The sequence below is a fragment of the Streptomyces sp. NP160 genome, from assembly GCF_006335115.1.
Taxonomy (GTDB): Bacteria; Actinomycetota; Actinomycetes; order Actinomycetales; family Quadrisphaeraceae; genus Quadrisphaera.
In genome coordinates this window covers 1-11,898 of sequence record NZ_VDMJ01000066.1, presented here as the reverse complement: position 1 = coordinate 11,898, position 11,898 = coordinate 1, and the positions used below count along the sequence as shown (strand labels likewise).

The following is an 11,898-nucleotide window of genomic DNA, read 5'->3' as shown; positions in this document are numbered from 1 at the left end:
GAGGGGCGCGGCGCCCGTCGCGGTGGCCGTCAGGCCAGGGACTGCATGACCTCGCGGGCCAGCGCCGCGGTCTCGGACGGGGTGCGCCCGACCTTGACACCGGCGGCCTCGAGGGCCTCCTTCTTGGCCTGGGCGGTGCCCGCGGAGCCGGAGACGATGGCGCCGGCGTGGCCCATGGTCTTGCCCTCGGGCGCGGTGAAGCCGGCCACGTAGCCGATGACCGGCTTGGTGACGTTCTCCTTGATGAACGCCGCCGCGCGCTCCTCGGCGTCGCCGCCGATCTCGCCGATCATGACGATGACGTCGGTGTCCGGGTCGGCCTGGAACGCCTCGAGGGCGTCGATGTGGGTGGTGCCGATGATCGGGTCACCGCCGATGCCGACCGCCGTGGAGAACCCGAAGTCGGCCAGCTCGTACATCATCTGGTAGGTCAGCGTGCCGGACTTGCTGACCAGGCCGATGCGCCCGGCGGGCGTGATGTCGGCGGGGATGATGCCCGCGTTGGACGCGCCCGGGGTGATGAGGCCGGGGCAGTTCGGCCCGATGACGCGGCTGGTGCCCTTGGCCTGGGCGTGCGCGAAGAACTCCGCGGTGTCCTTGACCGGCACCCCCTCGGTGATGACGACGACGAGGGGCACCTCGGCGTCAATCGCCTCGACGGCAGCGGCCTTGGTGCCGGAGGCCGGCACGAAGATGACCGTCACGTCAGCGCCGGTCTCCTCGACGGCCTGCGCGACGGACCCGAAGACCGGGACCTGCACGGGCGAGCCGTCGGCGCCGGTGAACTCCGCCGTCTCGCCGGCCTTCTTGGGGTTCACCCCGCCGACGACGGTGGTGCCGGAGGTCAGCATGCGCTGGGTGTGCTTGCGGCCCTCGGAGCCGGTCATGCCCTGCACGATGACCTTGGACTCGGAGGTCAGGAAGATCGCCATGGTTCTGTTCTCCTCGCTGCTCGGTCCGGGCCGTCAGGCCGCAGCCAGCTCGGCGGCCTTGCGGGCCGCGCCGTCCATCGTGTCCACCACGGTCACCAGCGGGTGCGCGGCCTCGGCGAGGATGCGCCGGCCCTCCACCACGTTGTTGCCGTCCAGGCGGACGACGAGCGGCTTGGTGGCCTCGTCGCCGAGGATCTCCAGCGCCTGCACGATGCCGTTGGCCACCGCGTCGCACGCGGTGATGCCGCCGAAGACGTTGACGAAGACGCTCTTGACCTGCGGGTCGCCGAGGATCACGTCGAGGCCGTTGGCCATGACCTGCGCCGAGGCGCCGCCGCCGATGTCGAGGAAGTTGGCCGGCTTGACGCCGCCGAACTCCTCGCCGGCCTGGGCGACCACGTCGAGGGTGCTCATGACGAGCCCCGCGCCGTTGCCGATGATGCCGACCTCGCCGTCGAGCTTGACGTAGTTGAGGTGGCTGGCGCGCGCCTTGGCCTCGAGCGGGTCGCCGGCGGCGGCCTCCTCCTCGGCGAGCGCGGCGGTCTCGGGGTGGCGGAAGGAGGCGTTGTCGTCCAGCGACACCTTGCCGTCCAGGGCCACCACGCGGCCGTCGCCGGTGAGCACCAGCGGGTTGACCTCCACCAGCGTGGCGTCGGCCTCGCGGTACACCGTGCCGAGCTTCACCAGGACGTCGGAGACCTGCGCCGCCACGTCCTCGCCGAAGCCCGCGGCCGCGACGATCTCGTCGGCCTTGGCCTGGTCGATGCCCGTGACCGGGTCGACGGCCACGCGGGCGAGCGCCTCGGGGCGCTCGACGGCGAGCTGCTCGATCTCCATGCCGCCCTCGACGCTGGCCATGGCGAGGTAGCGGCGCTCGGCGCGGTCGAGCAGCAGGGAGACGTAGTACTCGGTGGCGATGTCGGCGCCGGCCGCGATCATCACCTTGTGGACCGTGTGGCCCTTGATGTCCATGCCGAGGATGTCGCTGGCCCGGTCAGCAGCCTCCTCGGGCGACCGGGCCACCTTGACGCCGCCGGCCTTGCCGCGGCCGCCGACCTTCACCTGCGCCTTGACGACGACGACCTTCCCGTCGACGCCGGCGCCCAGCTGCTCAGCAGCGGCGCGGGCCTCCTCGGGGGTGGTGGCCACCAGGCCCGGCAGCACCGGGACGCCGTGGGACTCGAACAGGTCGCGTGCTTGGTACTCGTACAGGTCCACTGGGGCTGCGCCTCCATCGTCGGCCGCTGCGGGTGTCCCGCGCGCCGGCGGAACCTGCTCGTGGGCCGCCCAGCCTGCACGCGGGGTGCGCCCGCGAGCCTAACGATCCCCTGCTGGGCGCCCCGCCGAGCCCCCGGTCGTGACGCCCGCTCCCCCGCTCGTCGCAGGAGCGGCGCGCCCAGCCAGCGGCGTCAGCGGTGCAGCCAGGCGTAGCCGTTCTCCGGGCGGCCGGCCACGCCGTACCGGGGCCTCACCACGGCACGGCCGGTCTGCTCCAGGTGCTCGAGGTAGCGGCGGGCGCTGACCCGCGCCATGCCGCAGCGCGCTGCCACCTCCCCCGCGGACAGGTCGGGCTCGGTGGCCGAGCGCAGCACCTGCACCACCAGCTCCAGGCTGCGGTGCGACAGGCCCTTGGGCAGCTGCTCGGGCGCGCGCGGCGCAGCGGCCGCGCCGCCGGGGTGGAGCAGCCTGTCGACGTCGTCCTGGCCCAGACCACCGGCCGCTCCCGTGCGCGCCAGCGCCCGCCGGTGCGCGGCGTAGGCCCGCATCCGCTCCGTGAACAGCGCGAGCGAGAACGGCTTGACGAGGTAGTCGACCACCCCTCCGGCCATCGACGTGCGCACCACCTCCAGCTCGCGCGCCGCGGTGACCACCACCACGTCGACGTCGGACCCGCTGGCCCGCAGCGCCCGCAGCACCTCGGTGCCGGGCACGTCCGGCAGGTGCACGTCCAACAGCACGAGGTCGGGCGCGAGCGCCTCCACGGCGCGCAGCGCGTCGGCGCCCCGGTGCGCCACGCCCACGCACGCGAACCCCTCGAGGGTGCCGACGTACGCCTGGTGCAGGGACGCGACCGCGACGTCGTCGTCGACCACGAGCACCCTGACGGTGCTGGCGACGGTCCCGCTCACGCCCCGGCCCCCGCCAGCTCGGAGGACGACGACGGACGCACCGTCCCGCCGCCGAGGACCACCTCGAAGCGCGCGCCGCCCATCTCGGAGCGGGTCACCGCCGCGGAACCGCCGCGGCGCGCCGCGACGCGCGCGACCAGCGCCAGGCCGATGCCCTGGCCGTGGCGGCCGTCGCCCCCGGCCTTGGTGGTCACGCCCACCCGGAACACCTGCTCGCGCAGCGCCTCGGGAACGCCCGGCCCGTCGTCGTCGACGGTGACCACCCACCGCCCGTCAGGCCCGAGAGCACGCACGTCGACGAGCACCCGCCCACCCTGCCCGGCGGCGTCGAGGGCGTTGCCCACGAGGTTGCCGAGCACGGTGACGACGTCGTCGCCGGCGCCCTCGGGCACCCGCGTGACCGGAGAGACCACCAGCTCGGCGCCGCGCTCGCGGGCGAGGGCGGCCTTGGCCATGAGCAGCGCCGACACCGACGCGTCCTCCACGCCGCCGAGCCCGGCGCCGGACAGCAGCCGTCCGCCGCCGCCGAGCCTGTCGATGAGGGCGACGGCGTCAGCGGTGCGGCCCAGCTCCAGCAGGCCCTGCAGCACGTGCAGCTGGTTGGAGAACTCGTGCGCCTGCGCGCGCAGCGTGGTGGTGAGGCTGCGCTGCCCGTCCAGCTCGCGCACGGCCCCCGAGAGCTCGGTGCGGTCCCTCACGGTGAGCACGCGCCCCACGCGCCGGCCGTGCACGAGCGCCGGGGTGCGGCTGGCCAGCAGCACGCGCTCCCCCACGAGCAGGGGCGCGTCCACGGCGTCGTCGTCGGCCTCCAGCAGCTCCAGCGCGGCGGGGTCGAGCACGTCGGCGGCGGACCGCCCGCTCAGCGCTCCGTCCGTCCCGTCGAGGTCGAGCAGGCGGCACGCCTCGTCGTTGACGAGCACCACGCGCCCCCGCTCGTCCACGGCGAGCACGCCCTCGCGGATGCCGTGGAGCATCGCCTCGCGGGCCTGCAGCAGGCGGGCGATCTCGTCGGGCTCGAGACCCATGATGCGGCGGCGGACCAGGCGCGTGAGCAGGTAGGAGCCTGCTGAGCCGAGCACCGCGGCGCCGCCGAGCCAGGCGGCCAGCCAGGGGACGTCCTCGGTGAAGTCGTCGTCGAGCTCGGACTCGACGATGCCCACCGAGACCGCTCCGAGGATGCGGTCGGAGGCGTCGCGGACCGGCACCTTGGCGCGCAGCGACGGCCCGAGCGTGCCGGTCTGGGTGCCGAGGAACTCCTCCCCGCGCAGCACCTCCGCGGCGCTGGTGGTGCTCGGGGAGCCGATGAGCTCTGGGTCGGGGTGGCTCAGACGGATCCCGTCCCTGTCGAGGAACACCACGAACGACACCTTCGACGCCTGCTGCAGGAGGGTCGCGAGGTCCTGCAGGTCGTCTCCGGGACCACCGGGCTGCTCGTACGCCTCGACGACGTCGGGCAGCGTCGCGGCGTTGCGGGCCACGGCCATCATCTGGTCGCCGTAGGCCTGGCGGATCTGGCGCTGCTGCAGCGAGACGGCGGCGAAGCCGGCCAGCACCACGCAGGACAGCACGATGAGGGCCTGCAGCGCGAGGAGCTGCGGGCCGAGCGGCATCGGCCGGCGCATGCACCCATCATCACCGACCGCCGCAGGCACGGGGAACGGCCCGACCCCGGATGCGCGTGACCGATACGACCAGAACCACCGCAACGGCCGGTACCACCACTACGGCCGCATGCTGGGCATCCGCTGGACGCACCGAACACCCTCGTCGTCATCGAGCCGCACGGCTCTCCGCCCCGAGGACGGGGCGGACGACGAGGAGGTCGCCACGTGCCCAGCACCACCCCCACCGCCAGCACCCGCCCGCTGCGCTCCCGCGCCCTGCGCGCCGCCCTCGCCGGCGCCGGCGCCGCGGCCCTGCTCGCCACCGCGGCGTGCGCCTCGGGCAGCGCGAGCGCCGGCTCCGGCGGCGACGGCGGCGCCCGGCCGATCAACCGGCTGGAGATCATGGCCCCCGCCGACCCGGGCGGCGGCTGGGACCAGACCGCCCGCGCCATGGGCTCGGCCATCGAGGCCGACGAGCTCGCCCGCAGCGTGCAGGTCAGCAACGTCGGCGGCGCCGGCGGCACGGTGGGCCTGGCCGAGCTCAAGAACGAGCGCAGCGAGGACTTCCTCATGGTGATGGGCCTGGTGATGGTCGGCGCCGTGGAGACCAACAAGTCCCAGGCGACGCTGGCCGACACCACGCCGCTGGCGCGCCTGACCAGCGAGGACGAGATCATCGTCGTCCCCGCCAACAGCCCCTACCAGACCATCGACGACCTGGTCGCGGCCATGAAGAGCGAAGGTCGCGGGGTCTCCATCGCGGGCGGCTCCGCCGGCGGCACCGACAACATCCTCGCCGGGATGCTCGCCCAGGAGGCGGGCGTGCCGGCCAGCGACCTCAACTACATCCCCTACTCCGGTGGCGGCGAGTCGCTGGCGGCGCTGCTGGGCAACCAGGTCAGCGCGGGCATCTCCGGGGTCGGCGAGTACGCCGAGCAGGTCGAGGCCGGCGAGCTGCGGGCCCTGGCGGTCTCCGGCGCGGAGCGGGTGGAGGGCGTGGACGCCCCCACGCTGAAGGAGGCCGGCCTGGACATCGAGCTCACCAACTGGCGCGGCGTCGTGGCCCCCCCGAACATCTCCGAGGAGGCCGAGGCCAAGCTCGAGAAGCTCGTCGACGACATGCACGGCTCCGAGGCGTGGACCGAGCTCGTCGCCACCAACGGCTGGACCGACGACTACCTGTCCGGCGAGGAGTTCGAGACCTTCCTCGGCGAGGAGCAGACGCGCATCGCGGGCGTCCTCAAGGAGATCGGCCTGACCTCGTGAGCACGCTCGACACGCCTCCCGAGAGCCCCGCCGGGAGCACCGCGGCGTCCGCCCGCCCGAAGAGGCGGCGGCTGCCCGTCGGGGAGCTCGTCGTCACGACCGTGCTGGCGGGGCTCGGCGTCTTCGCCCTGGTCGAGGCGCACACGATCGCCATCCCCGCCTCGTCCAACGCGGTCGGACCGCGGGCCTTCCCGTACGCCGTGGGCGCGATCCTCGTGCTGTCGGCCGTGGCGCTGCTCGTGGCGCAGCTGCGCGGCGACCGCGGCGAGGTGGAGGGGGGCGAGGACGTCGACACCTCCGGCGGCGCCGACTGGGTGGCCGTCGCCAAGCTCACCGGCGCCTTCGCCGCGCTCGTCGTCCTCGTCGAGCCGCTGGGCTGGCCGATCGCGGCGTCGCTGATGTTCGGCGGCACCGCGTGGGCCCTCGGCGCCCGCCCGTGGTGGCGCGCGCTGCTCGTCGCCGTGGTGCTCAACACGGTGGTCCACATCGTCTTCACGCAGGTGCTCGGGGTCTACCTGCCCGCGGGCCCGCTCGAGGGGGTCGTCGGCTTTGGGTGACGTCGCTGGGCTGCTCGAGGGCTTCTCCACCGCCCTGCAGCCGATGTACCTGCTCTACGCGCTCATCGGCGTGATGCTCGGCACCGCCGTCGGCGTGCTGCCCGGCATCGGGCCGGCCATGACCGTGGCGCTGCTGCTGCCCCTGACGTACACGCTGGAGCCCACCGCGGCGTTCATCATGTTCGCCGGCATCTACTACGGCGGCATGTACGGCGGGTCGACCACGTCGATCCTGCTCAACACCCCCGGTGAGTCGGCGTCGATCGTCACCGCGCTCGAGGGCAACAAGATGGCCAAGGCCGGGCGCGGTGCGGCCGCGCTGGCCACCGCCGCCATCGGGTCGTTCGTGGCCGGCACCATCGCCACCGTCGCGCTGTCCCTGGTGGCGCCCACCGTGGCGAGGATCGCGGTGAAGCTCGGGCCGGCGGACTACGTGGCCCTGGCGGTGCTGGCCTTCTTCACGGTGGCCGCGATGCTGGGGGCCTCCCCCGCCCGCGGCTTCGCCTCCCTGGCCCTGGGCCTGTTCATCGCCGTCATCGGCACCGACAGCCTCACCGGCCAGCAGCGGTTCACGCTGGGGCTGCCGACGCTGGCGGACGGCATCGACGTCGTCGTCGTGGCGGTGGGGTTCTTCGCCGTCGGGGAGGCGCTGCACGTGGCGTCCCGGCTGCGCCGCGGGCCCATCCCGCTGGTGCCGATCGCCGGGAAGGGCATGACGCGCAGCGACTGGAAGCGCTCCTGGAAGCCGTGGCTGCGCGGCACCGCGATCGGCTTCCCCATCGGCACCATCCCCGCCGGTGGCGCGGACCTCGGCACCTTCCTCAGCTACGCCACCGAGCGGAAGCTGTCCAAGCACTCCAGCGAGTTCGGCCACGGCGCCATCGAGGGCGTCGCCGGCCCGGAGGCCGCCAACAACGCCTCGGCCGCGGGCGTGCTCGTGCCGCTGCTCACCCTGGGCCTGCCCACCTCGGCGACCGCCGCGATCATCCTCGCCGCGTTCCAGAGCTACGGCATCCAGCCCGGGCCCAACCTCTTCGCCGAGGAGGGGCAGCTGGTCTGGGCGCTCATCGCCAGCCTCTACATCGGCAACGTGCTGCTGCTCGTGCTGAACCTGCCGCTGGTGGGCCTGTGGGTGAAGGTGCTGCGCCTGCCCCGCCCCTACCTGTACGCGGGCATCCTCACCTTCGCCGCGCTCGGCACCTACGCGGTGGGAGCGTCCATCGAGGACCTCGTGCTGCTGTTCGTGCTCGGCGGCATCGGCTGGGCGATGCGCTCCTACGGCTTCCCGATCGCCCCGGCGATCGTGGGCCTCATCCTCGGCCCGATCGCCGAGGAGCAGCTGCGCCGCACCCTCGCCATCAGCCAGGGCGACGCGACGGCACTGGTCACCAGCCCGTTCGCCGCCGTGGTGTACGTGCTCGTGGTGCTGGCGCTGGTGGGCTCGCAGTGGCTCAAGCGCCGCCAGGCGCGGCTGGACGCCGCCGTGTTCGCCGAGGCGCAGCGCGAGGACGACCTGGTGGCCGCGGCCACGAGGCCGCACTCCCCGGAGCAGCTCGACCGCCCGCACCGCAACGACTCTGACAGCGGAGGTACCTGGTGACGATCGTCGTGGGCTACGTGCCCAAGCCCGAGGGGCGCGCTGCGCTCGTGGCGGCGCTGGAGGAGGCCGACCTGCGCGGGGAGTCCCTCCACGTGCTCAACACCACCAAGGGAGACGCCTACTCCGACCCCGGCTACGCCACCGAGGACGACCTCGCCGAGGTGAAGGCGCTCCTGGAGGAGTCCGGCGTCCCGTACGAGCTGGAGCACCGCCTGGGCGACCAGGCCGGCGGCGCCGCCGACATCCTCGAGGCCGTCGACCGGCTGGGCGCCTCGCTGGTGGTCATCGGCATCCGGCGCCGCACGCCCACCGGCAAGCTGCTCTTCGGCAGCGACGCGCAGACCGTGCTGCTGCACGCCCCCTGCCAGGTGCTGGCCGTCAAGGCCGGCTGAGGCAGCGCGCGCCTCGCCCGCCGGGTCAGGCGAAGGCTGCGAGCGCGGCGGCGGGGTCGTCGGTGAACAGCCCGTCGACCCCGTCCTCGCGCAGCTGCCGCAGCAGCGCCTCCACGTCGCCGCGGGCGGCGAGGTCGCCGCGCGGACCGCCGCTGCGCAGCTCCGCGGGCAGGAAGGTGTTCTCCGGCCGCACGGTGTACGGCACCACGGCCAGCCCGGCGGCGTGCGCGTCGTCCACCAGCCGGCTCCGCGCGGACACACCCCGCGCGTCGCGCGGCTCCACCTGCACCAGGTGCGGCGCCAGCACGTCCGCCCACCCGCGCAGCTCGCGCAGGCCGGCCGGGGTGCACAGGTCGGCGTAGTCGCGGTGGTCGCCCGCCAGCCGCAGGTCCGGCGGGGCGCCCGTCGGCTGCGTCAGCTGGGCGAGCCGCAGCCCCGGGGCGTCAGCACGCAGCCGCTGGAGCGGTGCCACCTCGAAGCACTGGACGACGACGGCGCCGGCAGCGGCCGCCCCGCCGCGACGCGGCCCGCCGTCAAGACCCACCAGCCCGAAGGCCTCCAGCGCCGCGAGCAGCAGCGGCTCCAGCGCCAGACCCGCCGCCGCGAAGTGCCCGGGGTGCTTCAGCTCCGGCCACACCGCCACCGGGCGCCCGGCTCGTGCGGACAGCTCCTCGCGCAGCGCCAGCACCTCGGCGAACGTCATCACCGGCTGCTCGCCGTCGTGCGCGGCGCTCGCGGGGCGCAGCTGCGGCAGCCGCTCGCGCGCCCGCAGCGTGCGGACCTGCGCGAGCGTGAGGTCCTGGGAGAACCAGCCGGTCAGGGACACCCCGTCGACCACGCGCGTGGTGCGCAGGTGCGCGAGCTCGGGGCGGTCGGCGACGTCGGTGGTGTCGGACAGCTCGGCCTCGTGCCGCACCAGCAGCTCGCCGTCGGCGGTGGCCACGAGGTCGACGTCCACCCCGTCGGCGCCCTCGGCGACGGCCAGCTCGTAGGCGGCGCGGGTGTGCTCGGGGCGCCGCACGCTCGCGCCGCGGTGCCCGACCACCACCGGCCGACGGCCCACGGAGCGGATCACGCCCCGCACCCTGCCACGCGGCTCACCGCGCGGCGCGGGCCAGCGCGGCGACGGCTCCGCGCAGCTCACCGAGGGTGGCGGCGCCGTAGCCGAGGACGAGGGCCGGCGGCAGGTCGGTGCGGGCCACCGCGTACGCGGCGAGGTCCGCCAGCAGGAACCCGTCGGCCTGCACGCGCTCCAGGACGACGGCGGCGTCCGTCCCGGCCGGCAGCTCGACCACGAGGTGCAGTCCGGCCGCCGCCCCGCGGGCCCGCAGGTGGGGGTGCTGCGCGAGCAGCCGCTGCAGGAGGTCGCGGCGGTGGGCGTGGTCGCGGCGCACCCTCGCGACGTGCCGCCGCAGCCCGCCACCGGCCAGGTGGGCGGACAGCGCGCGCTGGAGCACGCCGCTGACCGGGGCGCCGAGGTCCCGCCGCACGTCGGCCAGCGCCTCGCGCAGCGTCGGCGGCGCCAGGAGGTAGCCCGCCCGCAGCCACGGCGAGAGCACCTTGGAGAACGTCCCGAGGTGCACCACGAGGTCGGGAGCCAGCGACGCCAGCGCCGGCAGCGGGGCCGCGCCGTAGCGGAACTCGCCGTCGTAGTCGTCCTCGACGACGACGGCGCCCGCCTCGCGCGCCCGCGCCAGGAGGGCGACGCGGCGCTCCAGCGGCAGCACCCCGCCCCACGGGTACTGGTGGCTGGGCGTGACGAGCACGGCGTCAGCGTCAGCGGGGACCCGCTCCACGCGCAGGCCGTCGTCGTCGACGTCCACCGGGACCAGCTGCGCGCCGAGGCGGCGCAGGCAGCGCGCCGAGGAGGGGTACCCCGGGTCCTCGACGACGACGCGCGGCGTGCGGCCGCCGTCGTCTCCGGCCGGGGCGCGCAGGACGTGCGCCACCAGCGCGAGGCCGTCGCCGGTGCCGGCGGTGATGACGACGTCTGCGGGGTCGGCGTCGAGGCCCCGCGCCGCGCGCAGGTGCGCGGCGACCTGCTCGCGCAGCGGGACCAGACCCGCGGGCGGCGGCTCGCCGTCAGGGACGTCGGCGAGCGCTGCCGCGCGCCAGGCGCTGCGCCACGCGGTGTCCGCGAGCCGGGAGGTGTCGGGGCGGCCGGGGCGCAGGTCCACCGCGCCGGGGTGCTGCGCTGCGCGGTGCCGCGGCCCGGCCTCGGCGGTGCGGGGCGTCGGCAGGGCTCCGAGGTGCCCGCTGACGCGGGTGCCGCTGCCGTGGCGGGCCTCGAGGAAGCCTTCCCCGACCAGCTGCTCGTAGGCGGCGGTGACCGTGGCGCGGGAGACGCCCAGCTGCTCGGCCAGGCGGCGCGTGGCCGGCACCTGCGCGCCGGGCGGGAGCCGGTGCTCGCGGACGGCCGCCCGCAGGGCGTCGGCGAGCTGCAGCTGCAGCGGGGCGGCGCCTCCGCGCTGGAGGGTGAGCGGCAGGTCGAGCTCGACGGCGGTGCGCACGCTGGCCTCCTCGGGCTCCTGGTGGTCTCCAGTGGAAGGGTCGCTGAGTGGACTGCTCACGACCACCGCCAGTGGCCTGCACGCGCAGACCACTCAGCGGCCAGTCTGCTCCCGTGAGCACCTCCCCCGCCACCACCGCGCCCGAGCTGCCGGTCACCGACCGCACCCGCCTCACCCGGTACGGCCACCGCCAGGTCACCGACCGCGCCGCGCTCCACGACGTGCTCGACAGCTCGCTCGTCGCGCACGTCGCCGTGGTGGGCGAGTCGCCGACCCCGGCCGCCGTCGTCCTGCCGATCGCTGCGGCCCGTGACGGCGAGTCGCTGCTGCTGCACGGCTCCACGGGCGGGGGCCTGCTGCGCGCGGCGGCCGCCGGGCAGACCGTCACCGCGACCGTGACCGTGCTCGACGGCGTCGTCTACGCCCGCACGGTGTTCGACAGCTCGATGAACTACCGCTGCGCCGTCGTCTACGGCGTGCCGACCGTGGTGCCGGACGAGGAGAAGGAGGAGGCGCTGCGGGTCCTGTCCGAGCACCTCATGCCCGGGCGCTGGGACGAGGTGCGCCGTCCCACGCGGCGCGAGCTGGCCGCCACGCTGGTGCTGCGGCTGCCGCTGACCGAGGCCAGCGTCAAGGTCCGCGCCGCCGGGGCGAGCGAGGACGCGGCGGAGGACGACGCCGTGTGGGCTGGCGTGCTGCCGCTGCACACGGCCGTCGGGGCGCCGCGCACCGGTGACGACGTCCCGGGCGGCGTCCCCGTGCCGCCGAGCGTGACCGCCGGGGCGCAGCGCCTCGCCGGCTGGCTCCCGCCCTACCGCTGACCCACCCCCCGTGGTGGCACGGGGCGGCCCCGTGCCAGGAGGACTGGCACAGGGGCGCCCCGTGCCAGTCAGGGAGTGGCGTGGATC

The 11,898-nt window shown here is 75.3% G+C and carries 11 protein-coding genes; 5 read left to right on the top strand and 6 right to left on the bottom strand.

What is annotated here, in order from left to right; genetic code table 11:
• Positions 1 to 29: 29 nt before the first annotated feature.
• From sucD to FHN55_RS21760, 4 genes are all read right to left on the bottom strand, one after another.
• The gene (gene sucD, locus FHN55_RS21775; RefSeq protein WP_139714503.1) at positions 30 to 932 is read right to left on the bottom strand and encodes a succinate--CoA ligase subunit alpha; all 903 of its coding nucleotides are present in this window, start codon (positions 930 to 932) and stop codon (positions 30 to 32) included.
• A 33-nt stretch (positions 933 to 965) separates the two neighbouring features.
• Positions 966 to 2,150 (bottom strand): ADP-forming succinate--CoA ligase subunit beta, encoded by a 1,185-nt coding sequence (gene sucC / locus FHN55_RS21770; protein WP_139714502.1) that lies wholly within the window; start codon positions 2,148 to 2,150, stop codon positions 966 to 968.
• Between the two features lie 191 nt (positions 2,151 to 2,341).
• Positions 2,342 to 3,061, bottom strand: coding sequence for a response regulator (locus FHN55_RS21765; protein WP_139714501.1), 720 nt, complete (start codon positions 3,059 to 3,061; stop codon positions 2,342 to 2,344).
• Complete coding sequence (locus FHN55_RS21760; RefSeq protein WP_139714500.1) at positions 3,058 to 4,683, bottom strand: sensor histidine kinase; 1,626 nt, start codon at positions 4,681 to 4,683, stop codon at positions 3,058 to 3,060. The genes FHN55_RS21765 and FHN55_RS21760 overlap by 4 nt, the downstream gene beginning before the upstream one ends.
• A gap of 207 nt (positions 4,684 to 4,890) precedes the next feature.
• On the opposite strand from FHN55_RS21760, the gene FHN55_RS21755 reads away from it, so the two are divergent.
• From FHN55_RS21755 to FHN55_RS21740, 4 genes are read left to right on the top strand one after another with little or no spacing between them, the layout of a single operon-like run.
• Entirely contained in the window at positions 4,891 to 5,931 is a 1,041-nt protein-coding gene (locus FHN55_RS21755; protein WP_257571194.1) for a tripartite tricarboxylate transporter substrate binding protein, read from the top strand.
• Positions 5,928 to 6,488 carry a tripartite tricarboxylate transporter TctB family protein gene (locus FHN55_RS21750; protein WP_139714499.1) on the top strand — a complete coding sequence of 187 codons (561 nt, stop codon included), beginning with the start codon at positions 5,928 to 5,930 and terminating at the stop codon, positions 6,486 to 6,488. The genes FHN55_RS21755 and FHN55_RS21750 overlap by 4 nt, the downstream gene beginning before the upstream one ends.
• Complete coding sequence (locus FHN55_RS21745; RefSeq protein WP_180358009.1) at positions 6,481 to 8,088, top strand: tripartite tricarboxylate transporter permease; 1,608 nt, start codon at positions 6,481 to 6,483, stop codon at positions 8,086 to 8,088. Before FHN55_RS21750 ends, FHN55_RS21745 begins: the two co-directional genes overlap by 8 nt.
• Positions 8,085 to 8,480 carry a universal stress protein gene (locus FHN55_RS21740; RefSeq protein WP_139714498.1) on the top strand — a complete coding sequence of 132 codons (396 nt, stop codon included), beginning with the start codon at positions 8,085 to 8,087 and terminating at the stop codon, positions 8,478 to 8,480. The genes FHN55_RS21745 and FHN55_RS21740 overlap by 4 nt, the downstream gene beginning before the upstream one ends.
• 25 nt (positions 8,481 to 8,505) lie before the next feature.
• Here FHN55_RS21740 and FHN55_RS21735 read toward each other — a convergent pair whose 3' ends face one another.
• Positions 8,506 to 9,555, bottom strand: coding sequence for a glycerophosphodiester phosphodiesterase family protein (locus tag FHN55_RS21735; protein ID WP_218974918.1), 1,050 nt, complete (start codon positions 9,553 to 9,555; stop codon positions 8,506 to 8,508).
• 22 nt (positions 9,556 to 9,577) lie between these two features.
• On the bottom strand, positions 9,578 to 10,990 hold the full coding sequence (locus FHN55_RS21730) for a PLP-dependent aminotransferase family protein (RefSeq protein WP_180358008.1): 1,413 nt from the start codon (positions 10,988 to 10,990) through the stop codon (positions 9,578 to 9,580).
• Positions 10,991 to 11,103: 113 nt separating this feature from the next.
• On the opposite strand from FHN55_RS21730, the gene FHN55_RS21725 reads away from it, so the two are divergent.
• On the top strand, positions 11,104 to 11,811 hold the full coding sequence (locus tag FHN55_RS21725) for a pyridoxamine 5'-phosphate oxidase family protein (RefSeq protein ID WP_218974917.1): 708 nt from the start codon (positions 11,104 to 11,106) through the stop codon (positions 11,809 to 11,811).
• Positions 11,812 to 11,898 lie beyond the last annotated feature (87 nt).

What these genes read in the sequence shown, in the direction of transcription:
- sucD (WP_139714503.1), bottom strand. Translation starts at nt 932, where the DNA reads ATGGCGATCTTCCTGACCTCCGAGTCCAAGGTCATCGTGCAGGGCATG.
- FHN55_RS21760 (WP_139714500.1), bottom strand. Translation starts at nt 4,683, where the DNA reads ATGCGCCGGCCGATGCCGCTCGGCCCGCAGCTCCTCGCGCTGCAGGCC.